Origin of the sequence: Vibrio sp. Vb1166 (assembly GCF_033338695.1) — a bacterium.
Taxonomy (GTDB): Bacteria; Pseudomonadota; Gammaproteobacteria; order Enterobacterales; family Vibrionaceae; genus Vibrio; species Vibrio alginolyticus.
This window is the reverse complement of the sequence record NZ_JAWOTE010000002.1, coordinates 305,068-329,906: the sequence shown is the minus strand read 5'-3', so window position 1 is coordinate 329,906 and position 24,839 is coordinate 305,068. Positions and strand designations below refer to the sequence as shown.

Below are 24,839 nucleotides of genomic sequence, written 5' to 3'. Positions count from 1 at the left end.
TTAAAAGTAGAGAGTTGAACATAAGGCACGACGGCTGGTTAGCAACGTGCCTTTTTAAGTTCCCAGTCAGTCAAAGCGCATTATTAAGAAGAAAAAAATTCACGACGAAAATCCGCGACTTCTTGTTGGTAATAGCTTTGCCATTCCGGTTCTGACAAATGTGAATGGCTAGAGGCTCTTTGCGTTCTTAGTTTGGACTCAAGTTGCTGTAATGCTTGTTGATAATCTTTGACTCGTTTTTTTTGCTCTGTAATTTGCTGCTGACGAGCATGAATGTTTTTACTTTCTTCTTTCGTTAAGTAAGTTCGTTCTAGCTCTGCGATGATCGCCAAGCGATCTGGTAGGCTTATACTATTAGGAATCAGGGTGACCGCACGCTCATATTTTTCCTGGTCGCTTGTTAGCCCGATAGCACCTGCATGTTCTTGCCAGTCAATGGTGAGTTGCTCGAAAGCTCGCAAAAAGTTATCTGGGCTTTGAGTGTCCAGCTTTTGGGCTTCTAAGTTGAAATCGTACAGCGCGAACTCATCCGCGAAAACAACATCAGCCAATTCTCCCCAGATGCTTCTTGCTTCGTTCTTCAGCTGTGCAATACGCGACGCCAGTGATTGTTGCTCATCAAATAACAAATTTCCTACACTCTCTTGCCATTGGCTGCTGAGCTGAGGGTAGTTCGCCAAAAGCTGGAATCGAGCTGAAGATAAATGCGCCTCAAACAAGGCGACCTGCTCTTCACAACTACGGTTCAACATACACTCTTGCCAAAACGTCTCAAGTTGGGCGACAAGTTTCCTGCCTTTGAGTTGAGTTAATCGCTCAGTCGTTATTTGAACTGTGGAAGGGAGCTTAGCTGTTTGTGGTGAAGTATCTGTATCGGGCACGATGCTGCTTGTTTGTGGTGATGTACTGGAGACACTCTGATTTTTTGTCTTAGGGGAAGGAGAGGAAGCGAGCTCTTCTTTTTGAACATCGTGACTGAAAGTTAAAAATATCATGCCCGCCATAATGGCGGACATGATTATCAAAGCGATTTTCTTCATGGCTTGATTGTTGCGCTTACTGGGAAATGGTCAGAAAGGTTATAGTGTTTCCATAAACTCTCTGCGGTTGTGCGCGGCACGTCTACGCGGTTGTCATTGAATGATTTCACCCCGTATTCACTACTCACCATAACATAGTCAAGGTATTCCACGTTTTCGCCACCTGATAACGCTTCACCTGCGAAGTTATTGATACGGGGATCAAAGGTTGACTCCGTGTAACCAGAGTAGTGAGGCTCTATGGCACTTAAGTTAGCGATCATTTGTTGGTAGTCACCAGGGAACTTTCTTTTGTTTACGTTAAAGTCGCCGCTGTAAACCACAGTTTCGCTCGAAGGAATGTCAAGAGATTGGGCGAGTGCGCGGATTTGTTTGAACTGGCGCTGACGATACTCACGGGCGGTGTCTGTATCGAAAGATGCGGTATGGGTAGCAAACACATGGTAAGCCTGACCACCTTTAATTATTTCCGCATAATTTACGCCTTTATCGGCAAAGCAGTCTGTACCAGAGCAATCGGGAAAGACATATTGCGCTTCATTCACGATAGGGTAGCGACTAACTATGATTACGCCACCATCATGAATATTAACGCCTTCTTTATCTAACATCTTTGTTTGGTAAGGATATTCCTTGGCTAACTCACGTAAGAATGCTTCACGGCCGCTGGCAAACACCTCTTGCAGCGCCAAAACATCGTAACCTTTTACATGTTGAGGAATCAGTTCGTAACGATCTCCAATGTGCGATGCAATAGCCGTCAACGCCCAGATGTTATAAGTCATCAACTTAAGGTTTTGTTCTTCGTTGTCGACAGACTCCGCTACCTTGCTTGGCGTGATGGTGTAGTAAAGATCATCATATCGAGCGGTACTGTCTGACTTAAATGCCAGTTCGGTTTCTCTCGTACCAAAAGCGTTAGTGTTGGCACGATGAATGTTACGATCATCTTTGAGAGATAACTCGACATCGGCTGCGGATAAGCCGTATTCAATGGTCGAATTGTACCAATGGCCTTCCATTATTTGATTGAGTGTTATGCTTTCACCTTCGGGGCTAGAAACCACAGTTTCAAAACGGTAAGTTTGATTTGATTTCACGCCCTCCCAGCGGTTGAAGCTTAATACAGATTTAGTTTCCCACGGACCAAGTACCTGCACATGTTGTTGCCACTCGTCTCCGTATTGAAGCAAATCACTACCTTCATGTTTTACTTGAATAGTTAACGGTTGATCAGAGTTATTCGTTAGGTAAACGTCGGTATCTGCAATGCTGGGTAACGCTATCAAGCTACTTAATAAAAGGCTCCACTGCGAAAATTTCATCTTATTTTTCCATCATTTGAACTAGAGTAATCATTCTTGTTTATAAATGTTACTTGCACGTTAAATATGGATGACATCTAAGTCAGTGCTGAAAATTGTTATCAGAATGTGATCTTTATTCAATGGTGAGGGTGGAGGTATTGAGTGTGTTGCCGTTGAAGCGGTGGAAAATAATACCAACAGTCAACGAATTGCATTCACTGCAATCAAGCTGTCATCTTTGCTCTATAAGTTGTGCGGCGTCATTCATCTAGCCATATGGCTAGAACTCAAATTGATAGATGGAGCACCATGGCTAGAGCAGTAAATCCAACCGATGAAACCATCATTAAATTGTTACAAGAGCAAGGTCTGATTAGAAGTGAAGCAGAAGCGCGTTTAAAGAAAGAGGTGTACCGCTTGCAGCCTAATGAGATAGCAAAAGTAAAAAATTATGCCCAGCATTTTGGGATAAACGCGAAAGAAAAGCTCATCGATGAGATCTTGGATCTGCGCCGAGAAGCGCTCATGAAAAGATGTAGACACAATAAGGAGCATACGAGCCTATCTCTAAAATAGCATGTGATAAAACTATCAATTACTGGTCAAGATTTGATCTCTCAAGCCGATGTATATAAGAGCGTTCAATGATATCGAGCGCAAAAAACAGTGTGTTTTAGAGGTTAAGCTTTCACTTAAGTGAGAGGTTTGGAAAGGCTGCGGGGAGAAAGTGCATGCGTATTAAAGACTTAAGTGTCGTAAAGAAAATATCGGTTAGTTATTTAACCGTTTTTGCCGTGTTTGGTTTAGTGTCAGTAATGTTGGTGCAAGGTTTGTTAACACTGAATAAAGACATCTCAGTGTTAACAGATAAAAGTTTACCTTCTGTTGCGATTTTGAAAGGTATCCAAGTTGATATTACTAAAGTGCGTAAAGATGAGTTCTCTTTATTGCCAAACGCAAATCACCCCAAAATTGGTGAGTGGTTAAAAGGCCTCGACCAATGGCGTTCTGATGTGCAGACTGGTATTGCAGAATACGAAAAGCTCGACCTTAATAAGCGTGAAACGCAGTCCTTTAGCGTTTTTAAAGAAACTTGGAATCAATACATCAAAGAAACGAAGACTTACAACGTATTGCTAAGCCAAGGCGATGCTGAAAGTGCAAATGATGTAATTTTATCAAGTTTCGATACCTACTCAAAAGCGTTGAGCAGCTTGGATGATACCCTCGCGTTGAACGATGAGTTGGTGAATTTGATTGGCGAAGAAGTACAAAGTGAAGCGGCATTTACACAATACAGCGCTGCTGTTGGTGCGCTTGTCGTCGCATTGGTCATGGTAATGTCTGCCATGCTGCTTTCTCGAGTCATTTGCGGGCCTGTTGATCGAGCATTGGAATTCGCTTCTAAAATCGCCAAGGGTCAATTGAATAATCAAATCGACGAAAGTGAATTGAGCAAAGACGAGTTAGGAACGTTGCTTAAAGAGCTTGTCGGTATGCAAACAAACTTACATTCGCTGGTTTCTGAGATTAATGACTCAACGATTCAGCTAACGGCAGCAGTAGAGGAAGTGAGTGCTATTTCTTCTCAGACCGCCTCTGGTATGCAAAATCAACAAATTGAACTTAGCTCGGTGGCTTCTGCGATGACAGAGATGCAAGCTGCTGTAAGTGAAGTGGCACAAAATACCGAAGTTGGCGCAACCTCTGCTTATTCGGCTGCGGAAGTGGCAAAGCAAGGAACGGCGACGTTACAACAAACTATCGCAGTAATTGAGCGTGTATCACATACGATCCAAGAATCAGATGAACTGGCACGTGAGCTTGAATCGAGCTCAAACAATATCAATGTGGTCGTCGATGTGATCCGCGGGATTGCCGAGCAAACAAACTTGTTAGCACTGAACGCCGCAATTGAAGCCGCTCGGGCAGGTGAACAAGGACGTGGGTTTGCTGTTGTGGCAGATGAGGTTCGTTCTCTGGCGCAACGCACTCAAGACTCCACTTCACAAATTGTGGAAATTGTTAATCAGCTACAAGAGAGCAGCAGTAAAATAGGGCATTCAAGCCGTGATTGTCAGGAGGGTATTTCTCAGTGTGTTGAGCAAGTTAATGATGCTGATAGCCAGATAAAAGAAATTGAACATTCTGTCGATAACATAGCGCAAATGAGCACACAAATCGCAACGGCGTGCAGTGAGCAGAATTCTGTATCCGAAGAGCTGAATCGCAGTGTGGAGCATATTAATAGTGCTTCAACAGAGATGGCTGAGGGAGCTTCACAAACGGCTGTGGCTTGTCAGCAGATTAGTAGCCTAGCGCACAACTTGAAAACTCGAATGGGTTCATTCCAGCTCTAGTTGTTGTGTTTCAGCTTTATTCCTAACCTCATTGCTACAATAAATAAGCCGGACGAAATGTCCGGCTTATTTATTCTCTGTCTATATAAGTTCAGAGTATGCTCAACCTTGGGAGAATATGCTCGCTAGACTGGAATACCACTGTGAAACTTAAAATCTGTATCTGGCGTAGAAATTAAATCTGCCTCTATACGTCCAAAGTAGGCGATGCGCTCGCTGATATCTTTGCCTGCGATTTGCTCCGCTAATACAAGATAATCCTGGTAATGGCGTGCTTCTGAACGTAATAAAGAAATGTAGAACTTTGCGATATCGTCATCCATATGTGGTGCTAGTTTGGCAAAACGCTCACAAGATCGGGCTTCGATGTACGCACCAATGATGAGTTTATCGATCAGCGTTTCCGGCTCATGAGTCTTCATATGCGAAATCAGTCCTTTAGCATAACGACTTGCTGGAATATTTTTGTACTCAATTCCACGACTTTCCATGATCTCTAAAACTTGATAAAAGTGGTGTAACTCCTCTTTTATCAAAAGCACCATCTTATCGATCAAATCTTGGCTGTATGGTGAGTCGGACTTAGCCATGATTGACTTAGAAATATTGCTCTTGCCTTTTAAAGTTTCCAATGAGCCTACGTTACGGTAAGCAAAATCTTCGTAGGGCTTAAACCAGTCAAGTAGAGCATGTGAACTGGATTGGTCAACGGCATACTTACGAATTAAAAACATGGCAGATTGGCCAGCTTTTAGTTCGCACAGTAGGTGGTCTAACAAAATGGTTTGAAGGTTCTCTGGTTTCTTTGCTTCCTCTACCCATTCATCAGGTGTACTGCATTGCAGAAATTGGTTAATGGGAGCAAGAAGATCTTGATAGGCGTCTAGATTCATCATTTTAGTTTTAGTACTTCACATTTTTATTGGGCATATCCGTTGTCTTGCGGATAGAAAAAAGGCTGCAATTGCAGCCTTTCTTGACCTGAAGTGAATGTTACCACTTTTTCTTCTCGCCGAAGAGTGCTTCCATGTCATTGTCACGCTCTTTGTCAGCAATCTGCTGCATTTCAGCATCGCTTTTATCTTGGCGCTTTTTATCTAAGTCACCCAACATCTCTTCAAGCTTTTGTTTCGCTTGAATAGAATAAGGATCGCTCTTAGTGCTCAAAGCATCGATACCTTTACGCAGCAGTTGAAGCGCGGTGCCTGGTTGGCCACGAGCGATAGAGTCGTTTGCTCTTTTGATGACATTTTCAATGTTGATGCGAATTTGCATCGTTTCCAAGCGCGCATTTTCAGTGACGTAAGTCTGGGTATCCAATCGGCCTTTGTTGTGCTCGTTACGGATAGTGTCGCGAAGTCGTTTAACCAGCTTAAGCATGACGATAGCTTGTTTATCACTACTCGGCATCTTGAAAGTGGTACTCTCGCCAGTAGGACCATTCTCTTTTAGCTGCGTAATCTGCTGCTTCATATTTTCGATACGTTGAGCAAGTTGCTTGTTCTTCGGGTCCAGCTCATGCATGCTCTCTAGCGCGTCAAGAATACGATTGTTTAGACACAGCAACAGCTCTTTACTAAAAGGGATATGGTGCGCATGACCAATCAACTCTTCAGTACCATCTATCAAGGCTACATATCGCGCTGATTCCTGCCTTTTTGCGGTTTCAACTTTAACCTTATATTGCAACATAATGTTATAGCCTAGGATTAACACCAGTAGGATGGCTACCAAAGCGATTATTAAACCAATATTCATATCTTTGCGTCTGCTTTACTTTTCTGCGGCTAGCGTTAAAGAATACATGAATCTTATCTTACTCGGCACCTTATTTGTTTGATTATTTTGTCTCTCCCACGTTTTAGTTACTGATAGAAGTCACATCATAGAACTTCGGTCATTTATTGGCTCAACTTTGTGCATATTGTTTCTTGCTTGAAGATTATTAGTATGTGATTGAGGTATAAGTTAGAAATTGCTGTTCATTTCGATTTGAACGCGTTATAACTAATTATTATATCGCTCGCTTGAGTGGCCAATAAACTCTCTCATGAATAAGTAAGGGATTACGATGAAACTGCAGCAGCTGAAGTATATTGTTGAGGTTGTAAACCATAATCTGAATGTATCTGCAACGGCGGAAAGCTTATATACCTCTCAGCCAGGTATTAGTAAACAGGTTCGGTTGCTGGAAGATGAGTTAGGTATTCAGATTTTTGAACGTAGCGGTAAGCACTTAACGCAAGTGACGCCAGCTGGAGAAGAAATTGTACGTATCTCTCAAGAAATTCTCGCTCGTGTAGAAAGTATCAAAGCGGTGGCTGGAGAGCACACCCATCCAGAAATGGGGACGCTGAATATCACCACGACACATACGCAGGCTCGTTATGCACTGCCAGATGTCATCAAAGGTTTTACTTCTCGTTATCCAAAAGTGTCGTTACACATGCACCAAGGTACACCGTCACAAATGTCTGAGGCGATAGCTAAAGGCACTGCGAATTTTGCGATTGCGACAGAAGCTCTTCACTTATATCAAGATGCCATCATGCTGCCTTGTTATCACTGGAATCGTTCAATAGTTGTGCCTAAAGACCACCCACTAGCGAAGAAAGACAAAGTAACGATCAGTGATCTTGCCGCTTACCCATTAGTCACTTACGTGTTCGGTTTTACTGGTCGTTCAGAGCTGGATACAGCATTCAACCGCGAAGGTTTAACCCCGCGAGTGGTGTTCACGGCAACTGATGCAGACGTCATTAAAACTTACGTTCGTATGGGTATTGGTGTGGGTGTGATTGCAAGCATGGCTGTGGATGAAGAGCAGGACGGTGACTTGGTTGCAATAGATGCGAGCCATTTGTTTGGCGCGAGCACCACGAGCATCGGCTTCCGCCGTGGTACATTCTTACGCTCTTACATGTTCGATTTTATGGAGCGTTTTGCACCGCACTTAACGCGTCCAGTGGTTGAGCAGGCGATTTCGTTGAAGTCTAATGCAGAAATCGAAGAGATGTTTAAAGACATCGAGCTTCCGGTGAGATAACACTTCATTGATGTTTCGATTCCCTCTACAATGCGCTCGTTGTAGGGGGAGCTATGAAAACGCAATTTCAGTTTATTAATGACTGCTTAATCGAAAACCAATCTTTGTGGCGATTCGAGCCTTTTAAAAGCAGCATTCACACATCATTACCTTGGCAGGAGCAACATCCTCGACTGTGCCAATGGCTAGCGTCTCTTACTCCCTCTCAAATCGAAGAATACAAAGCAGCACCAGAACTCGCGTTAAAAGCACTTAGTCCGTTTTTGCCTGAGCTTGAACAACTCGCAGAACTGACTCATTTAGAGCTTTTGTCGTTAAACGGCTTGGAACTCGCTCGTGGTTTAGATAACGGTATTCCGGGACGTAAGTTGGAGCAAATTAGCTCGATGGGTGAAGCTGCAATTCAACAACACTGTGGCGAAGAATGGCTAGAATGGTGCTCAGGTAAAGGTTACTTGGGGCGAATCCTGACAACGCAAACCGATCAGCCTGTAACCAGCTTTGAATACCAACAAGCACTGTGCGATTCGGGGCAACAAGCAGCCAATGAACATCATTGGAAGATGACGTTTATTCAAGGCGACGCGTTTGATAGCAAAGCGAAAGCCGTGTTTAAGCCAACGCAACACGCAGTAGCACTGCATGCATGCGGTGACCTTCACGTTCGTCTAATGCAGTACGGCAGTGAAAATGGGGTTGCTGCGATGACCATATCACCTTGTTGTTACCACTTGATTCAGTCGGAACAATACCAGCCGATGTCGGAATCGGGCAGGGCTTCTTCTCTCTCATTGTCTAAGCAAGAACTGCGTATCCCATTACAACAAACGGTGACGGGAGGAGAGCGCGTGCGTCGTCATCGTCAGCAGGAAATGATGTTTCGTCTTGGGTTTGATTTGATCACGCGACAAGCTTTGGGAATGGCAGAGTATCAGCCTGTGCCGAGTATCCGTAAGTCGCAATTAAGTGATGGTTTTGAATTGTTCTGTCGCTGGGCAGCGGAGCAAAAAGGCATTATTCTTCCTCAAGAAATCGATTTCTCTCATTTTGAAAAGTTAAGCGAACAACGCTTCTGGCAAATGGAGAGAATGAGCTTAGTGCAACTTGTTTTTCAACGTCCGTTGGAGATCTGGCTCGCATTAGACAAAGTGCTTTATCTTGAAGAACGTGGTTACCGTGTTAGATTGTCAGAGTTTTGCCCTAAATCGGTCACGCCTAGAAATATTTTAATTTGTGCATATAAGATTTAGTTATTCTTTATAGCCAAATACTCTATATGAAAAAGCCCACTTCAGTGTGGGCTTTTGTAAACAAAACGTGACAAGTTATGTTTTATTTTGTCATTAATTGAACATAGCAATAGCTTGAGTTGGTTCAACGTATTCCAAGTCAAAGCTTTCTGCTACTTCTTTACACGTTACTTTTCCGTGAATAACGTTTAGACCTTCAAGGAAGCCTTTATCTTCTAGAAGTGCTTCGCGGTAGCCTTTATTTGCTAACTTCACGATGTATGGAAGTGTAGCGTTGTTGAGTGCAAATGTTGAAGTGCGAGCAACTGCGCCAGGCATATTTGCTACACAGTAGTGAACCACTTCATCAACGATGTAAGTTGGATCTGCGTGAGTTGTCGCGTGTGAAGTTTCGAAACAACCGCCTTGGTCAATTGCCACGTCAACCACTGCCGCACCAGGCTTCATCTTAGCAATATGCTCTTTAGTGACCAGTTTAGGTGCTGCTGCGCCAGGAATTAGAACGGCACCGATAACAAGGTCCGCTTCTAGAACATGCTTCTCGATAGCGTCTTCAGTAGAATAAACCACTTTTGCGCGACCTTGGAATTCTTCGTCAAGCTTACGAAGTGTGTCTACGTTACGGTCTAGAATGGTGACGTCAGCGCGAAGGCCAACCGCCATACGAGCGGCGTTTGCACCAACAACGCCACCACCAACGATAACGACTTTTGCAGGTTCAACACCAGGTACGCCGCCTAGGAGTAGACCACGACCGCCATGCGATTTTTCCAACGTTTGCGCACCAGCTTGGATAGACATCCGACCTGCCACTTCTGACATTGGTGCTAACAGTGGCAAACGACCCATATTATCTGTTACAGTCTCATAGGCTATACAGACAGCTTTGCTCTTGATTAGCTCATCAGTTTGTGGAAAATCTGGTGCTAGGTGTAAATAAGTAAATAAAATTTGCCCTTCGCGGAGCATTGCTCTCTCTACTGCTTGGGGTTCTTTTACTTTTACAATCATGTCTGCTTGCGCAAATACGTCAGCAGCATGAGGGAGAATGGATGCGCCGACAGCGATGTAATCATCGTCTGAAAAACCAATGCCGGCACCTGCATTGGTCTCAACTAAAACTTGGTGACCATGTGAGATGAGTTCTCTCACGCTAGCTGGGATCATACCAACACGATATTCGTGATTCTTGATTTCCTTAGGTACGCCAATGATCATCCTGTATCCTCTTTCTATAATGGTTGTATTAACTGTTAGTAGGGTGTTATTGTCGAATTAATAACTAGTATAGTTATAGATTTGTAAAATTTGGCACCAAATATTAAAAAGTTGTAGTATATTTTTTTGCAAGGAAGTAATAAGGTGGAATAAAAAATGGCAGACAACTATAAAAAGCCGTCCAAGGAACTAGACCGTATCGACCGCAACATTCTTAATGAGCTGCAGAAAGACGGTCGTATTTCAAACGTTGAGCTTTCAAAACGTGTGGGACTTTCTCCAACGCCATGTTTGGAGCGTGTACGTCGCTTAGAGCGTCAGGGTTATATCACAGGGTATACTGCATTATTGAATCCGCAGTTCCTGGATGCATCACTATTAGTATTCGTTGAGATTACGCTAAACCGTGGTGCGCCGGATGTGTTTGAGCAGTTTAACTCAGCTGTTCAAAAGCTAGACGACATACAAGAGTGTCATCTTGTTTCAGGTGACTTTGACTATCTTCTTAAAACCCGTGTATCAGATATGGGTGCTTACCGCCGACTATTGGGCGATACGTTACTACGTCTACCTGGCGTAAATGACACTCGCACATACGTTGTTATGGAAGAAGTGAAACAATCTAACCAGCTTGTGATCAAAACTCGTTAATTTCTTGCAAAGAAAGCGGTATATGCTTCCGCTTTCGCCAGAGAGTAATTGGGTTTTTCTCCTTGATATGGTTAAATCAATTTACCGAGCGGCTTGATGCCGCTCGGAATGTTTTGCAATTTCCTATTTCATTTCCATATTCAAGTTGATTTATGTTCAAAGAGAACGCAAAGAAAGTCGAAACCATTATCAAAACCAGTGAAGAGCCCCAGTCTTCACGCTTAAATGGCTTCCAACGCTTAAAAGAGTGCTGCTTTATCGTTGGCGTTCTTAGCTCGGTATTGCTTGCGGTTGCACTATTTACCTTCAGTCCGGCCGATCCTTCTTGGTCCCAAACCGCATGGGGAGGGGATATCGATAATGCTGGTGGCCTTTTCGGCGCTTGGCTAGCCGATACTCTATTCTTCACATTTGGCTCTCTCGCTTACCCAATCCCTTTCTTGCTAGCGGCGGCTGCATGGGTGATTTGCCGTAAACGAGGAGAAGATGAGCCAATTGATTTCATGCTATGGGGTACAAGGCTGCTCGGTCTTGTCGTCCTTATTATGACCAGTTGCGGTCTTGCCGATATTAATTTTGATGACATTTGGTATTTTTCATCCGGAGGTGTGGTCGGGGATGTGTTGTCTAGCCTCGCTTTACCTACATTGAATGTACTCGGTACCACATTGGTACTGCTGTTCTTGTGGGGAGCGGGCTTTACGCTCTTCACTGGCATCTCATGGCTTAACATCGTGGAATGGCTTGGTGATCGTGCGTTAGCGCTAATTGCCGCGCTTGCAAATAAGGCAAGAGGTTCAGAGCAGGAAGTTTTAGAACCTCAGCTTGATGAGTTTGTAGAAGATAAAGTCTCTACGCCTAAACATAATGTAGACCATGAAATTGATGATGAGCCGCTTCCTCATTTAACGGCGTACGATGTCGATGAACCGAAAGAGCCGGCGCCAGCGCATGAGTATCCTATTTATATGCCGCAAGCTAAACCTGATAAGCCTGCGGAACAGGCGATGGTAGAACCGACGCCACCACAACGCAAGGCTACGGTTAATGCTGCGCCAGTTTATTCTGAACCTGAGCCTCAAATACAACCTATCCATACGGTTAACACGGATAACGTTGATCCGCTCTTGGAACGCACCAAGCAACTGAATGTTACGATAGAAGAGCTTGAAGCAGCGGCGCAACAAGCAGATGACTGGGGAACTGAAGAACAGGCAGCCCCATCATTTGCAAACACTTACTCTTCCTATGTAGAGCCACATACAGCTACAGAAGAACCGATCAGTGTTGAACCAGATTATGCGGAGTACGAACAATTTGAAGCAGAGCAAGTACAGCAGCCAAGTATAGAGCATCCTGTACATGAAGAGCCTGCAATTGATTCTGCTGTATTAGATAGCATCACGGCTCAAACAGAGTCGAGCCAACATATTGAGCCTACGATCTCTGACTTTGATGTGTTAGATGATGAAGACGAAGTGGAGTCTCAGCCTGCACAGCAAGTACAGCCAACAACGCCTCATCAGCAAGCAGCAACACCTTCAACAACATTTGAACCTGCACCTCAAAAAGTGGAAGTAGAAGAGATCCAAGACAACGACCAAGACGTTACCGCATTCCAAGATATGGTTTCCAATGCGCAAGCCAAAGTCGCTGCAACACAGAACCCATTTTTGGTACAGAAAGAAGAAAACTTGCCAGTTCCGGAAGAGCCACTCCCAACGCTCGAGTTGCTTTATCATCCAGAAAAACGTGAAAACTTTATCGACCGTGATGCGCTAGAGCAGGTCGCTCGATTGGTAGAGAGCAAACTCGCTGACTACAAAATCAAAGCCGATGTGGTTGGTATTTATCCTGGTCCAGTGATCACTCGTTTTGAGCTTGATTTGGCGCCGGGGGTGAAAGTAAGTCGTATTTCTGGTCTTTCAACTGACTTAGCGCGTGCATTGTCTGCGATGGCGGTACGTGTTGTGGAAGTAATCCCTGGCAAGCCTTACATCGGTTTGGAACTGCCAAACATGAGTCGTCAGACGGTCTATTTATCTGATGTCATCAGTAGCCCTCAGTTTGAGCAAGCAACGTCACCAACAACGGTTGTGTTAGGTCAAGACATTGCGGGCGAAGCTGTGGTGGCAGATCTTGCGAAGATGCCACACGTGCTAGTAGCAGGTACAACAGGTTCTGGTAAGTCGGTAGGTGTGAACGTGATGATTTTGAGCATGCTGTATAAAGCAGGCCCAGAAGATGTACGCTTCATCATGATTGACCCGAAAATGCTAGAGCTTTCTATTTATGAAGGTATCCCTCATCTTCTTTCTGAAGTTGTGACTGATATGAAAGACGCATCAAATGCTCTACGTTGGTGTGTGGGCGAGATGGAACGTCGTTACAAATTGATGTCGGCATTAGGTGTACGTAATGTGAAGGGCTTCAACGAAAAACTGAAGATGGCAGCAGAAGCGGGCCACCCAATCCATGACCCGTTCTGGCAAGAAGGCGACAGCATGGATACTGAACCGCCATTGCTAGAAAAGCTGCCTTACATCGTCGTTGTTGTTGACGAATTTGCTGACCTAATGATGGTGGTCGGTAAGAAAGTTGAAGAACTGATTGCTCGCTTGGCGCAAAAAGCGCGTGCGGCAGGTATTCACTTAATTCTTGCGACTCAGCGTCCATCGGTTGATGTTATTACCGGTCTAATTAAAGCGAACATTCCAACTCGTGTTGCGTTTACGGTATCGACTAAAACGGACTCTCGTACAATCCTAGATCAAGGCGGCGCAGAATCACTACTTGGTATGGGTGATATGTTGTATCTACCGCCGGGGTCAAGTCATACAACTCGTGTTCACGGTGCATTTGCATCAGATGATGATGTTCATGCTGTTGTAAACAACTGGAAAGCGCGTGGTAAACCTAACTACATTGAAGAGATCATCAGTGGAGATCAAACTCCAGAAAGTCTATTGCCAGGTGAGCAAATGGAAGCGGATGAAGATGTAGACCCGCTCTTCGATCAAGTTGTTGAGCACGTGGTTCAATCACGTCGAGGTTCGGTTTCCGGTGTTCAGCGCCGATTTAAGATAGGTTACAACCGTGCCGCCCGTATTGTAGAGCAGCTTGAGGCGCAGGGCATCGTAAGTGCTCCGGGTCATAACGGTAACCGTGAAGTACTGGCACCTGCGCCACCAAAAGATTAATGAACTTGTGTTACTCACCTCAGTCCAACTGAGGTGAGTGGTTCTAATAATAGGTATCTGAATGAAAAAACTATTTTCAGCGAAACTTTTCTCCGCGCTTGTTTTAAGCTTTTCCCTCTTCTCTACTGCACACGCAGCATCTCCTAAAGATGAATTAAACAAACGCCTTTCTATGAATGATGGCTTTAGTGCAGATTTCTCTCAGCAGGTTATCAGCCCTGAAGGCGAAACGGTTATGGAAGGAGAAGGTACGGTTGAAATTGCCCGCCCAAGCCTGTTCCGTTGGAGCACAACATTCCCTGATGAGAACCTATTGGTCTCTGACGGTAAGACATTGTGGTACTACAGCCCATTCATCGAGCAAGTGAGCATCTACTGGCAAGAGCAAGCAACAGAGCAAACGCCATTTGTTTTGCTAACGCGTAACCGAGCAAGTGATTGGAATAACTACAAAATATCTCAAAAAGGTGACCAGTTCACTCTCATTCCTACCGCAGTAGACTCCACACAAGGTCAATTCCAGATTAATATTGATGCCAAAGGTGTCGTGAAAGGCTTCAACGTGGTTGAGCAAGACGGTCAAAAAGGTTTGTTCACCTTTAACAACGTGAAGCTGGGTAAACCAAAAGCAGACAGATTCACATTCACAATTCCAAAAGGTGTGGAAGTGGATGACCAAAGGAATTAATTGGTAGTGAGTAATTACACATTAGATTTCTCGGGGGACGAAGATTTTCGTCCCCTTGCTGCTCGTATGAGACCGGAAACAATCGAGCAATACATTGGACAGCAGCACATTTTAGGCCCTGGTAAGCCACTGCGCCGTGCGCTAGAGGCGGGTCACATTCACTCTATGATCCTTTGGGGACCACCAGGCACAGGCAAAACGACATTAGCGGAAGTGGCTGCAAACTATGCCAATGCTGAAGTAGAGCGTGTGTCTGCGGTAACGTCTGGTGTGAAAGAAATCCGTGCTGCAATCGAGAAAGCACGTGAGAACAAAATGGCGGGCCGCCGCACCATCTTATTTGTGGATGAGGTGCATCGCTTCAACAAATCTCAACAAGATGCGTTTTTGCCGCATATCGAAGATGGCACGGTTACCTTTATTGGTGCGACGACAGAAAACCCATCGTTTGAGTTAAACAACGCATTGCTGTCACGTGCACGTGTCTACAAGCTGACGTCTCTCGATAAAGATGAAATCTCACTGGCGCTGAACCAAGCGATCAGCGATAAAGAACGTGGCTTGGGTAACACACCTGCACACTTCGCTGATAACGTATTAGACCGCCTAGCAGAACTGGTAAACGGTGATGCTCGCATGTCTCTCAATTATCTTGAGCTGCTCTACGACATGGCAGAAGACAATGCGCAAGGTGAAAAAGAGATCACGCTTAAGTTGCTGGCTGAAGTGGCAGGGGAGAAAGTCTCTCGCTTCGATAACAAAGGTGATATCTGGTATGACTTAATCTCTGCGGTCCACAAATCAATTCGTGGCTCTAACCCAGATGCGGCGCTTTACTGGGCTGCACGTATGATTGCAGCGGGATGTGATCCTCTTTACATTGCCCGTCGATTACTTGCGATAGCATCGGAAGATGTCGGCAATGCGGACCCTAGAGCCATGCAAGTGGCACTCTCCGCGTGGGACTGTTTTACGCGCGTTGGTCCAGCAGAAGGTGAACGTGCGATTGCACAGGCGATCGTGTACTTAGCGTGTGCGCCAAAAAGTAATGCGGTATACGTGGCGTGGAAACAAGCGCTCACGGACGCTCATAACTTACCTGAATATGAAGTGCCGCATCACCTTCGAAATGCACCAACCAGTTTGATGAAAGACATGGGTTACGGTGCAGATTATCGTTATGCTCACGATGAGCCTGGCGCTTACGCTGCGGGTGAGCAATATTTGCCACCTGAAATGGGCGATCGTAGGTACTATCAGCCTACAAATCGTGGTCTAGAGACCAAAATCGGCGAAAAGTTAGATTACTTGGCTACTTTAGACGCAAATAGCCCACAAAAGCGCTATGAAAAGTAGGCGTTTTTGGATACATTTGTGCAGTAAATTTTTTTAACGCGTACGCTTGGAAAGTGCGCGTGATTTCACAACAAAAAGCATAGGATTAACAATGCTGGATTCTAAATTACTTCGTACAGAGCTGGATGAAACAGCTGCTAAACTGGCGCGTCGTGGCTTTAAGCTAGACGTAGATACTATTCGTAAACTTGAAGAACAACGTAAGTCCATTCAAGTAGAAGTAGAAAATTTACAATCCACGCGTAACTCCATCTCCAAGCAAATCGGCCAAAAAATGGCGGCTGGCGACAAAGAAGGCGCAGAAGAGATCAAGAAACAAATCGGTACGCTAGGTAGCGATCTTGATGCGAAGAAAGTTGAACTTGAGCAAGTAATGGCTCAACTAGACGAATTCACGCTTTCTGTACCAAACATCCCAGCAGATGAAGTGCCAGATGGCAAAGATGAAAACGACAACGTTGAAATCTCTCGTTGGGGTGAGCCAAAGTCTTACGACTTCGAACTGAAAGATCACGTTGACCTAGGCGAAATGGGCGACGGTCTAGACTTCGCAAGTGCAGTTAAGATCACTGGCGCACGTTTCATCGTGATGAAAGGCCAATTTGCTCGTCTACACCGTGCAATCGCTCAGTTCATGCTGGATCTTCACACTGAAGAGCACGGCTACACAGAAATGTACGTACCTTACCTAGTAAACTCTGACAGCCTATTCGGTACTGGTCAGCTTCCTAAGTTTGGTAAAGATCTTTTCCACACTGAGCCGCTAGTAGAAAAAGTAAACGACGAAGAGCCACGTAAACTGTCTCTAATCCCTACTGCAGAAGTACCTGTAACGAACCTAGTTCGTGACACGATTTCTGACGAAGCGGATCTACCAATTAAGATGACAGCTCACACGCCATGTTTCCGTTCAGAAGCAGGTTCTTACGGTCGTGATACTCGTGGTTTGATTCGTATGCACCAGTTCGACAAAGTTGAGCTAGTACAAATCACTAAGCCAGAAGATTCAATGAACGCACTAGAAGAGCTAACAGGTCACGCTGAGAAAGTTCTACAACTTCTAGAGCTTCCTTACCGTAAAGTGGTTCTATGTACAGGTGACATGGGCTTCGGCGCTCGTAAGACTTACGACCTAGAAGTTTGGGTTCCTGCTCAAGAAACTTACCGTGAAATTTCTTCATGTTCTAACATGTGGGATTTCCAAGCTCGTCGTATGCAAGCACGTTTCCGTCGTAAAGGCGAGAAGAAACCTGAGCTTGTACACACGCTAAACGGTTCTGGTCTTGCTGTAGGTCGTACAATGGTTGCTATCCTAGAAAACAACCAAGAAGCAGACGGCCGCATTGCAATCCCTACAGTACTTCAGAAGTACATGGCGGGCGCAACGCACATCGGTTAATTCATTAACCACTAGAACACCAAAACCCAGCCTTAGTGCTGGGTTTTTTGTTATCTGCGTCGAGTGAAAATTGATTATTACTAAGCTGCAATAGTGTTTTCGAATTTACCCTAATTATCTTGTTATTTGTAATCGATATAATCATCCACCTTACCACGGTAAGTAGATTTTCTCATTCAAGTAACGAGGAGGGCTTATGGCCGTAGGGTGGCAAATGACGATAGCGTCAGCCAACAAATTCAAAACACAATAGACGACGAGATTTCCCGTGTTCGTGGCAGTATCACAAGGGGTGAAAGCGCCCATTATTGCGATGAGTGTGGTGATGAGATCCCAGAAGCACGTCGTTTTGCTATGAAAGGCGTTCGTTTGTGTATCGAATGTCAGTCAACAATCGAATTGGTGTCTCAACGCCAAGCATTGTTCAATCGACGAGCGAGTAAAGACAGTCAACTCCGATAACTTTACTGTTCTAATAAATAATGAGACGGTTTGAGTCTCATACTCAAACCGTTTTCGTATTGAATTGGACTATGAAGCGAAGCAGTCTTTACGTTGCAACGCCGCATCAATCGCGTTAACTAGCTTCTCAATATCTTCCGGCTTGCTGATGAACGGCGGCATCATATAAATCAGTTTGCCAAATGGACGAATCCAAACTCCGTGTTCAACAAACAAGGCTTGGATGGTTTCCATATTCACAGGGCGATGCGTCTCCACTACGCCAATGGCACCTAGCCAACGGGTGTTTTTCACCAACTCGTATTCTTCAAGTTTTGGTAGTAACTCAGAAAACAGCGTTTCAATTTGTTGGGTTTGTTGCTGCCAATTACCTTGCTCAATCAATTCCAAACTTGCGGTGGCAACAGCACAGGCGAGTGGATTCCCCATAAAGGTTGGACCGTGCATAAAACAGCCTGCATCACCACCACAAACGGTGTCTGCTACGTGTTTGCTCGCCAGGGTCGCAGAGAGGGTCATGTAGCCGCCAGTGAGTGCTTTCCCGACACACAGAATGTCTGGTTGAATGTCTGCATGTTCGCAGGCAAACAACTTACCGGTACGACCAAATCCGGTAGCGATCTCATCTGCAATCAATAACAAGCCGTATTTGTCGCAAAGCCTACGCACGCCTTTGAGAAATTCTGGATGGTAGATGCGCATGCCGCCTGCGCCTTGAACAATAGGTTCTAGGATCACCGCAGCAAGTTCTTCATGGTGCGTTTCAATCTTGTGCTCGAAGTCGGTAAGGTCCTCTGGCTTCCATTCATCCCAATAACCACAAGTTGCTGACTCCGCAAAGATATGCTCAGGCAAAAAGCCTTTGTAAAGAGAGTGCATTGAGTTATCAGGATCGGTAACCGACATAGCTGCAAAGGTGTCGCCGTGATAACCGTGTCGCAAAGTAAGAAACTTCGGTCGGCGTTCGCCTTTTGCATGCCAATATTGCAGTGCCATTTTTAAGCTGACTTCTACGGCAACGGAGCCTGAATCGGCAAGGAATACATGTTCAAGGTTATTTGGTGCAAGGGACAATAGCTTCTTACACAAACTGATTGCTGGCTGGTGGGTAATCCCGCCAAACATCACGTGAGAGACCTGATCGATTTGCTGGTGAGCGGCTTGATTTAAATGCGGATGGTTGTAGCCGTGGATCGTCGACCACCAAGAAGACATGCCATCGACCAGCTCAGTACCGTCTTCCAATTTAATATGAACACCATTTGCCGATGCCACTGGGTAGCAGGTCAGAGGTGTCAATGTCGAAGTGTAAGGATGCCAGATATGCTGGCGGTCGAAGGCGAGATCCATGTGCGATTCCAATAATAATTGAGGCTAAAAAACAGACAGGTGTAAACTTTGATCTTTTGCGTTGTGTTGACAGTTTATCGAGACTCAGTAGACTGTCAACACAACAACAAAAGTGACTAAAGGAATACACGTGGAAGTTCGTCATAACTGGACGCATGCTGAAGTGCGCGATCTCATGGAAAAACCATTCATGGATCTCCTATTCGAAGCGCAGCTTGTACATCGTCAATATCAACAAACCAACCATGTTCAAGTAAGCACGCTTCTGTCGATTAAGACAGGTGCTTGTCCAGAAGATTGTAAGTACTGTCCTCAGAGTGCTCGTTACACCACAGACATCGAGAAAGAGCGTCTGATGGAAGTAGAACGCGTACTCGATGCTGCGCAAAAAGCCAAAAATGCTGGTTCTACTCGATTCTGTATGGGCGCAGCATGGAAAAATCCAAAAGAGCGTGACATGCCGCATTTGACCGACATGATCAAAGGCGTGAAGGGCATGGGTTTAGAAACGTGTATGACATTAGGCATGTTGACACCAGATCAAGCAAAACAACTGGCAACCGCAGGTTTGGATTACTACAACCACAACCTAGATACGTCTCCTGAATTTTACGGCAACATCATTACCACACGTACTTATCAAGACCGTTTAGATACTTTGTCTCATGTTCGTGATGCTGGCATGAAGATCTGTTCCGGTGGCATCATCGGTATGGGTGAAAGTGCTAACGACCGAGCAGGTTTGTTGGTTGAATTAGCTAACTTGCCAGTGCATCCTGAAAGTGTGCCAATCAACATGCTCGTGAAGGTGAAAGGCACACCACTGGAAGAGGTGGACGATGTTGAGCCATTCGATTTCATTCGCTTGATTGCGATTGCGCGCATCATGATGCCTCAATCAGCGGTTCGTCTATCGGCTGGCCGTGAAAACATGAACGAACAAATGCAAGCGCTGTGTTTTATGGCGGGTGCAAACTCAGTCTTCTATGGCTGCAAACTTCTGACGACTCCAAATCCTTCTGAAGATAAGGACATGATGCTGTTCAATAAGCTCGGTATTAACAGCCAAGAGGTGTCTCAAAAGCCTGATGAAATCGAAGAAAACGAGTTACTCGATCGCGTCGTAGAGCGCGTTGCTGCCCGTCCGACAAAAGACGACCTTTTCTACGATGCCAGCGTTTAAATCTCGTATCGAGTCCGCCCTTGCTGAGCGTAAAACGCAAGGGTTGAATCGTTCTATGAATGTGGTGTTTGCCGGTAACCAGTCCGTTTTGGAACACGAAGGTAGACGCTACATTAATTTCTCAAGTAATGATTATTTGGGATTGGCTAATGACCAAGCGCTTGTTCGGGCTTGGCAGCAAGGTTTAAGCGTATATGGTAGTGGCAGTGGAGCATCACCGATGGTGACTGGCTTTAGTGCCGCGCACAGCAATTTAGAAGCCGCACTGACCGAATGGTTGGGTTACGACAGAGCAATTCTGTTTGGTTCTGGATTCAGTGCTAATCAAGCCTTGTTGTTCACCTTGTTGGAAAAATCAGACGTATTGATCCAAGACCGTTTGAACCATGCCTCACTGATGGAAGCGGGGGCGTTGTCACCAGCTAAGATGAAGCGCTTCAAACACAATGACATCGAGCACCTAAAGTCGCTGATTAATAGCGAAGACAACCATCTAGTTGTGACTGAAGGGGTATTCAGCATGGACGGCGACTGTGCGCCGCTTAGCGATATAGCTGAAGTCACTCGTAGTCATGATGCTTGGTTTGCTGTCGATGACGCTCATGGTATTGGCGTTCTTGGTCAATCCGGTGGTGGTTCTTGCGAGTTGGCAACGGTTAAACCCGAGATACTGATCGTTACTTTCGGCAAAGCGTTTGGTATGTCTGGCGCGGCTATTTTATGTGACCACGCAACGGGAGACTTTTTGACTCAGTTTGCTCGTCACCATGTGTATTCCACAGCGATGCCTCCGGCACAAGCCTACGCGCTCACGCATGCGGTTTCTATGGTTCAAGAGCAGTCTTGGCGACGTGAAAAGCTCTCTGAGCTTAGTGAAGTGTATCGAGATAGCCTTAGCGACCTTGAGGGGTTTGTTGAGACTCAAACTTCGATTAAGCCCTTTTTGATTGGTGAATCTGAATTGGCTTTGCGAGTAGCAGGTGCTTGTCGCCAAAACGGTATTTGGGTGACTGCTATTCGCCCTCCGACGGTGCCTAAAGGAACGTCTCGTCTTCGAATCACACTCACTGCCAATCACACTAATGAACAAGTTAAAACGCTTTCAATCGCATTGAAGCAAGCATTAGGAGCGCTGTAATGGATAATGCAACTACCGCATTAGCGCAAACGCTCGCGTTAGAGAGTTTCCATCAAGATAAAGACGCGATTGCCTCTTCGTTTGGTAAAGCAGCAGAAACATACGATAAACATGCGGCTTTTCAACGTGATGTCGGGCATCAGCTGCTTGATAAACTTCCTGAAAACTTGACGGGAAAACGTGTATTGGATTTAGGTTGTGGCACGGGTTATTTCTCCCAACTACTTCAACAACGCGGTGCGGAAGTAGTCTGCGGCGATATCTCTCAAGCCATGTTAGATAAAGCAGAGCAGCGTTGTGGTGCAGTACGAATGCATTACCAAGTTGCTGATGCTGAAAACTTACCATTTGACGATGATAGCTTCGATTACGTGTTTTCAAGTTTAGCGCTGCAATGGTGTACAGATTTAAGTTACCCACTAAAAGAAGTGCGCCGCGTGCTAAAAAATGGTGGGAAAGCGTGGTTCTCTACACTGGTTGATGGATCACTGTATGAGCTGCGTGCATCATGGGAAAAAGTTGATGCATATCAACACGTCAATAACTTTCTAACGCTCAATCAGGTAAAAATTGCGTTAGCGCAATCTCGATGTGACAGCCATCAACTAGACTTGACCACCATCACAGTTTGGTACGACTCTGCATTTTCAGTTATGCGTGACCTCAAAGGTATAGGTGCAAATCACGTAAGCGGGCGCTCACACGGTTTAACTAGTCGCGAGACTTTGTTAAAAGTTGAGCATGCGTACCAAGCGTTTAAAAACGATCAAGGTCTTCTACCTGCAAGTTATCAGGTTTGTTTTGGAGTAATACATCTATGATTGATGCTTTTTTTATTGCTGGTACGGATACTGATGTTGGAAAGACGGTAGCGTCTAAAGCCATTTTGCAAGCGATCGCAGCAAAAGGACTAAACACTATTGGTTATAAGCCAGTGGCAGCAGGGAGTGACAAGACTGAAGCCGGATGGCGTAACTCTGATGCTTTACACTTACAAGACGCCGCAACACTCGATGTGGCCTATGATGATGTGAACCCATACGCTTTAGAGTTGCCTGCTTCTCCCCACATTGCAGCGAAGCATGAACATGTCGAAATAAGTTACGATGTTCTGAGTCAAAAACTGGCTCAACATAAGCAGCAAGCCGATGTTGTTCTCGTTGAAGGTGCTGGAGGCTGGCGTGTGCCAGTATCCGATACGGACTGTTTATCTACATGGGTAAAAGAAGAGCAGTTACCTGTTGTACTGGTGGTTGGCATTAAATTAGGCTGTTTGAGCCACGCTTTACTCACAGCGGAGAGTATTAAAGCGGATGGTTTGAATCTTGTTGGCTGGGTGGCAAACCGCGTCAACCCAGGCACAGAGCACTACGCTGACATTATCGAGATGCTAGAAGCACGTATCGATGCACCTAAGCTTGGGGAAATTCCATATATTCCAAGTGCTAAACGCAAAGAGCTAGGCAAGTACATTAATGTAGAGCCGTTGCTAAACACTGACTAATGGTGTTTAGGATAAAAGACTAAAAACCCAAAGGGCTGCGCAATGCAGCCCTTTCTTGTTGGTGTAACCTAAAAAGTCAGATTACTTATCTTGGCTGAGCCCCATCAATGCTTGTTGTGTTTCTGCAACACGCTGAGACATATGATGATCGGTTGAAATACCAAGTTGTTGCTTTGCCTCGTCCTCTGAGATGCCTAGGTGACAACGTAGTAAATCAATAGCCATTTGATAGTCGTTAGTTTCTACCATGGTTTTTCCCTCAATACATGGAGTTTTTGAACTCACCCAATGCACTTTTTGCAATGTACTTAGAGTGGCTCTGTTTTGTTCATCTCATTCGAATTTAGCATGTCCATGTGGCCGCACAATAAGACCAAAGTCTATAGCAGAGCTAACGTACTGTTTTTGGTCTATTAAAAAATTTCTAGCTAAGTTGCTAAGAGGTGATAGATTTAACACCAAGATCATCTATCAATAGATGATGGGTAGCTCAGAGCTTATTTTATCATTTTGATAAATGTATATGAACGGAGGTTCCGGCTCCTACCAAAGCATGTTTTGAAATCGCTTGAATCAAATATTTCAGTCCCGAAAACAAATGTTGCAATTTATTGCTTAACCTTGTTTTTATCGCGGATAGACTATATCTATAACGCACGGAACATGAAAATCAACGGAATTGGCTTTTATAGCGATTACCATTTGTTCCTTATAACAATCCGTTTTAAAAAAACGATAAGCTTCCTCGGAGAAAAGTAATGAAGCGAATTATGTTATTCCTAGCAACTAACCTAGCTGTCGTGCTAGTGCTTAGTGTTGTTCTGAATATTGTTTACGCTGTAACTGGAATGCAACCAGGCAGTCTGTCAGGTTTACTTGTAATGGCTGCTGTATTTGGTTTTGGTGGCGCATTTATTTCGTTGATGATGTCAAAGGGTATGGCGCTACGCTCGGTTGGTGGTATGGTCATTGAAAGCCCGCGCAACGAAACGGAGCATTGGTTAGTCGAAACTGTGGGTCGTCAAGCTCAACAAGTGGGTATTGGTATGCCAACGGTGGCTATTTATGATTCACCAGATATCAATGCATTTGCGACAGGTGCAAAACGAGATGACTCTCTTGTCGCCGTTTCTACTGGTCTTTTACACAATATGACTCGTGATGAGGCAGAGGCAGTACTTGCACACGAAGTGAGCCATATTGCAAATGGTGATATGGTCACGATGACGTTGATGCAAGGTGTCGTGAACACGTTTGTTATCTTCCTATCACGCTTTATTGCCAATATCGTGGCATCGAACGATGATGAAGAAGGCCAAGGTACAAATATGATGGTTTACTTTGGCGTATCCATGGTGCTTGAACTGGTATTTGGTTTCCTAGCTAGCTTCTTGACTATGTGGTACAGCCGTCATCGCGAATTCCACGCGGACGCAGGTGCTGCGCGCCTCGTTGGCAAAGAAAAAATGATTGCGGCTCTAGAGCGTTTGAAGGTGAGTCATGAATCTCAACTGGATGGCACCATGATGGCGTTTGGTATCAATGGCAAGCAGTCGCTGACTGAGCTATTAATGAGCCACCCTCCGCTAGATAAACGTATTGCAGCGTTGCGAGGCCAGCAATACTAATTGTTCCTACTTAAATAATTGTTAATCTGCTGAAAAGGCTTGGTTTTGACCAAGCCTTT

Annotated in this window: 22 protein-coding genes; 15 read left to right on the top strand and 7 right to left on the bottom strand. The window is 45.0% G+C overall.

Annotated features, from left to right (window positions below):
* Positions 1 to 83: 83 nt before the first annotated feature.
* Together R7E51_RS03915 and R7E51_RS03910 are read right to left on the bottom strand one after the other, a co-directional pair.
* Positions 84 to 1,040: an ATP-dependent dsDNA exonuclease gene (locus tag R7E51_RS03915; protein WP_206957387.1), complete on the bottom strand. Its 957-nt coding sequence runs from the start codon at positions 1,038 to 1,040 to the stop codon at positions 84 to 86.
* On the bottom strand, positions 1,037 to 2,365 hold the full coding sequence (locus R7E51_RS03910) for a sphingomyelin phosphodiesterase (RefSeq protein ID WP_047100810.1): 1,329 nt from the start codon (positions 2,363 to 2,365) through the stop codon (positions 1,037 to 1,039). Before R7E51_RS03910 ends, R7E51_RS03915 begins: the two co-directional genes overlap by 4 nt.
* 291 nt (positions 2,366 to 2,656) lie before the next feature.
* Between R7E51_RS03910 and R7E51_RS03905 the strand changes: the two genes are divergently transcribed.
* Together R7E51_RS03905 and R7E51_RS03900 are read left to right on the top strand one after the other, a co-directional pair.
* Positions 2,657 to 2,923, top strand: a complete 267-nt coding sequence (locus R7E51_RS03905; protein WP_025766895.1) for a hypothetical protein — start codon at positions 2,657 to 2,659, stop codon at positions 2,921 to 2,923.
* Positions 2,924 to 3,078: 155 nt separating this feature from the next.
* The gene (locus R7E51_RS03900; RefSeq protein ID WP_064368020.1) at positions 3,079 to 4,707 is read left to right on the top strand and encodes a methyl-accepting chemotaxis protein; all 1,629 of its coding nucleotides are present in this window, start codon (positions 3,079 to 3,081) and stop codon (positions 4,705 to 4,707) included.
* Between the two features lie 125 nt (positions 4,708 to 4,832).
* Here R7E51_RS03900 and miaE read toward each other — a convergent pair whose 3' ends face one another.
* Both miaE and R7E51_RS03890 read right to left on the bottom strand, forming a co-directional pair.
* Entirely contained in the window at positions 4,833 to 5,603 is a 771-nt protein-coding gene (gene miaE / locus R7E51_RS03895) for a tRNA isopentenyl-2-thiomethyl-A-37 hydroxylase MiaE (RefSeq protein WP_064353786.1), read from the bottom strand.
* A 97-nt stretch (positions 5,604 to 5,700) separates the two neighbouring features.
* Positions 5,701 to 6,465 (bottom strand): hypothetical protein, encoded by a 765-nt coding sequence (locus R7E51_RS03890; RefSeq protein ID WP_005378247.1) that lies wholly within the window; start codon positions 6,463 to 6,465, stop codon positions 5,701 to 5,703.
* A 313-nt stretch (positions 6,466 to 6,778) separates the two neighbouring features.
* On the opposite strand from R7E51_RS03890, the gene cysB reads away from it, so the two are divergent.
* Positions 6,779 to 7,753 carry an HTH-type transcriptional regulator CysB gene (gene cysB, locus R7E51_RS03885; protein WP_005388967.1) on the top strand — a complete coding sequence of 325 codons (975 nt, stop codon included), beginning with the start codon at positions 6,779 to 6,781 and terminating at the stop codon, positions 7,751 to 7,753.
* A gap of 53 nt (positions 7,754 to 7,806) precedes the next feature.
* Positions 7,807 to 9,003 carry a methyltransferase gene (locus R7E51_RS03880; RefSeq protein ID WP_054577965.1) on the top strand — a complete coding sequence of 399 codons (1,197 nt, stop codon included), beginning with the start codon at positions 7,807 to 7,809 and terminating at the stop codon, positions 9,001 to 9,003.
* Between the two features lie 93 nt (positions 9,004 to 9,096).
* On the opposite strand, the gene ald is transcribed toward R7E51_RS03880, so the two are convergent.
* A complete protein-coding gene (gene ald / locus R7E51_RS03875; RefSeq protein ID WP_005378241.1) occupies positions 9,097 to 10,221 on the bottom strand; it encodes an alanine dehydrogenase in 1,125 nt (374 codons plus the stop codon).
* A 156-nt stretch (positions 10,222 to 10,377) separates the two neighbouring features.
* Here ald and lrp point away from each other — a divergent pair, with 156 nt between their 5' ends.
* From lrp to R7E51_RS03845, 6 genes are all read left to right on the top strand, one after another.
* Positions 10,378 to 10,872, top strand: coding sequence for a leucine-responsive transcriptional regulator Lrp (gene lrp, locus R7E51_RS03870; RefSeq protein WP_005378234.1), 495 nt, complete (start codon positions 10,378 to 10,380; stop codon positions 10,870 to 10,872).
* 152 nt (positions 10,873 to 11,024) lie between these two features.
* On the top strand, positions 11,025 to 14,072 hold the full coding sequence (locus R7E51_RS03865; protein ID WP_017821701.1) for a DNA translocase FtsK: 3,048 nt from the start codon (positions 11,025 to 11,027) through the stop codon (positions 14,070 to 14,072).
* 61 nt (positions 14,073 to 14,133) lie between these two features.
* Entirely contained in the window at positions 14,134 to 14,760 is a 627-nt protein-coding gene (lolA, locus tag R7E51_RS03860; RefSeq protein ID WP_005388103.1) for an outer membrane lipoprotein chaperone LolA, read from the top strand.
* Entirely contained in the window at positions 14,761 to 16,116 is a 1,356-nt protein-coding gene (locus R7E51_RS03855; protein WP_242531367.1) for a replication-associated recombination protein A, read from the top strand.
* Positions 16,117 to 16,207: 91 nt separating this feature from the next.
* Positions 16,208 to 17,515: a serine--tRNA ligase gene (gene serS / locus R7E51_RS03850; RefSeq protein WP_005437179.1), complete on the top strand. Its 1,308-nt coding sequence runs from the start codon at positions 16,208 to 16,210 to the stop codon at positions 17,513 to 17,515.
* 207 nt (positions 17,516 to 17,722) lie between these two features.
* The gene (locus R7E51_RS03845) at positions 17,723 to 17,977 is read left to right on the top strand and encodes a DksA/TraR family C4-type zinc finger protein (protein WP_017821704.1); all 255 of its coding nucleotides are present in this window, start codon (positions 17,723 to 17,725) and stop codon (positions 17,975 to 17,977) included.
* A gap of 69 nt (positions 17,978 to 18,046) precedes the next feature.
* Here the strand turns inward: R7E51_RS03845 and bioA are convergent, their stop codons facing one another.
* Entirely contained in the window at positions 18,047 to 19,327 is a 1,281-nt protein-coding gene (gene bioA, locus R7E51_RS03840; RefSeq protein ID WP_017821705.1) for an adenosylmethionine--8-amino-7-oxononanoate transaminase, read from the bottom strand.
* 130 nt (positions 19,328 to 19,457) lie between these two features.
* Here bioA and bioB point away from each other — a divergent pair, with 130 nt between their 5' ends.
* Genes bioB through bioD form a run of 4 tightly spaced genes read left to right on the top strand, consistent with a single transcriptional unit; the run spans position 19,458 to position 23,152 of the window.
* Entirely contained in the window at positions 19,458 to 20,510 is a 1,053-nt protein-coding gene (bioB, locus tag R7E51_RS03835; RefSeq protein ID WP_005378222.1) for a biotin synthase BioB, read from the top strand.
* Complete coding sequence (gene bioF, locus R7E51_RS03830) at positions 20,497 to 21,648, top strand: 8-amino-7-oxononanoate synthase (protein WP_017821706.1); 1,152 nt, start codon at positions 20,497 to 20,499, stop codon at positions 21,646 to 21,648. Before bioB ends, bioF begins: the two co-directional genes overlap by 14 nt.
* Positions 21,648 to 22,469: a malonyl-ACP O-methyltransferase BioC gene (gene bioC / locus R7E51_RS03825; protein ID WP_206957383.1), complete on the top strand. Its 822-nt coding sequence runs from the start codon at positions 21,648 to 21,650 to the stop codon at positions 22,467 to 22,469. Before bioF ends, bioC begins: the two co-directional genes overlap by 1 nt.
* Complete coding sequence (bioD, locus tag R7E51_RS03820) at positions 22,466 to 23,152, top strand: dethiobiotin synthase (protein ID WP_005378217.1); 687 nt, start codon at positions 22,466 to 22,468, stop codon at positions 23,150 to 23,152. Before bioC ends, bioD begins: the two co-directional genes overlap by 4 nt.
* A gap of 81 nt (positions 23,153 to 23,233) precedes the next feature.
* On the opposite strand, the gene R7E51_RS03815 is transcribed toward bioD, so the two are convergent.
* On the bottom strand, positions 23,234 to 23,437 hold the full coding sequence (locus R7E51_RS03815) for a hypothetical protein (protein WP_054575128.1): 204 nt from the start codon (positions 23,435 to 23,437) through the stop codon (positions 23,234 to 23,236).
* Positions 23,438 to 23,910: 473 nt separating this feature from the next.
* Between R7E51_RS03815 and htpX the strand changes: the two genes are divergently transcribed.
* Complete coding sequence (gene htpX / locus R7E51_RS03810) at positions 23,911 to 24,780, top strand: protease HtpX (protein ID WP_005388085.1); 870 nt, start codon at positions 23,911 to 23,913, stop codon at positions 24,778 to 24,780.
* Positions 24,781 to 24,839 lie beyond the last annotated feature (59 nt).

What these genes read in the sequence shown, in the direction of transcription:
- R7E51_RS03915 (WP_206957387.1), bottom strand. Translation starts at nt 1,040, where the DNA reads ATGAAGAAAATCGCTTTGATAATCATGTCCGCCATTATGGCGGGCATG.
- bioC (WP_206957383.1), top strand. Translation starts at nt 21,648, where the DNA reads ATGGATAATGCAACTACCGCATTAGCGCAAACGCTCGCGTTAGAGAGT.
- R7E51_RS03900 (WP_064368020.1), top strand. Translation starts at nt 3,079, where the DNA reads ATGCGTATTAAAGACTTAAGTGTCGTAAAGAAAATATCGGTTAGTTAT.
- R7E51_RS03880 (WP_054577965.1), top strand. Translation starts at nt 7,807, where the DNA reads ATGAAAACGCAATTTCAGTTTATTAATGACTGCTTAATCGAAAACCAA.
- lolA (WP_005388103.1), top strand. Translation starts at nt 14,134, where the DNA reads ATGAAAAAACTATTTTCAGCGAAACTTTTCTCCGCGCTTGTTTTAAGC.
- htpX (WP_005388085.1), top strand. Translation starts at nt 23,911, where the DNA reads ATGAAGCGAATTATGTTATTCCTAGCAACTAACCTAGCTGTCGTGCTA.
- R7E51_RS03905 (WP_025766895.1), top strand. Translation starts at nt 2,657, where the DNA reads ATGGCTAGAGCAGTAAATCCAACCGATGAAACCATCATTAAATTGTTA.
- miaE (WP_064353786.1), bottom strand. Translation starts at nt 5,603, where the DNA reads ATGATGAATCTAGACGCCTATCAAGATCTTCTTGCTCCCATTAACCAA.
- ald (WP_005378241.1), bottom strand. Translation starts at nt 10,221, where the DNA reads ATGATCATTGGCGTACCTAAGGAAATCAAGAATCACGAATATCGTGTT.
- R7E51_RS03890 (WP_005378247.1), bottom strand. Translation starts at nt 6,465, where the DNA reads ATGAATATTGGTTTAATAATCGCTTTGGTAGCCATCCTACTGGTGTTA.
- R7E51_RS03910 (WP_047100810.1), bottom strand. Translation starts at nt 2,365, where the DNA reads ATGAAATTTTCGCAGTGGAGCCTTTTATTAAGTAGCTTGATAGCGTTA.
- bioF (WP_017821706.1), top strand. Translation starts at nt 20,497, where the DNA reads ATGCCAGCGTTTAAATCTCGTATCGAGTCCGCCCTTGCTGAGCGTAAA.
- R7E51_RS03865 (WP_017821701.1), top strand. Translation starts at nt 11,025, where the DNA reads ATGTTCAAAGAGAACGCAAAGAAAGTCGAAACCATTATCAAAACCAGT.
- bioA (WP_017821705.1), bottom strand. Translation starts at nt 19,327, where the DNA reads ATGGATCTCGCCTTCGACCGCCAGCATATCTGGCATCCTTACACTTCG.
- bioD (WP_005378217.1), top strand. Translation starts at nt 22,466, where the DNA reads ATGATTGATGCTTTTTTTATTGCTGGTACGGATACTGATGTTGGAAAG.
- cysB (WP_005388967.1), top strand. Translation starts at nt 6,779, where the DNA reads ATGAAACTGCAGCAGCTGAAGTATATTGTTGAGGTTGTAAACCATAAT.
- lrp (WP_005378234.1), top strand. Translation starts at nt 10,378, where the DNA reads ATGGCAGACAACTATAAAAAGCCGTCCAAGGAACTAGACCGTATCGAC.
- serS (WP_005437179.1), top strand. Translation starts at nt 16,208, where the DNA reads ATGCTGGATTCTAAATTACTTCGTACAGAGCTGGATGAAACAGCTGCT.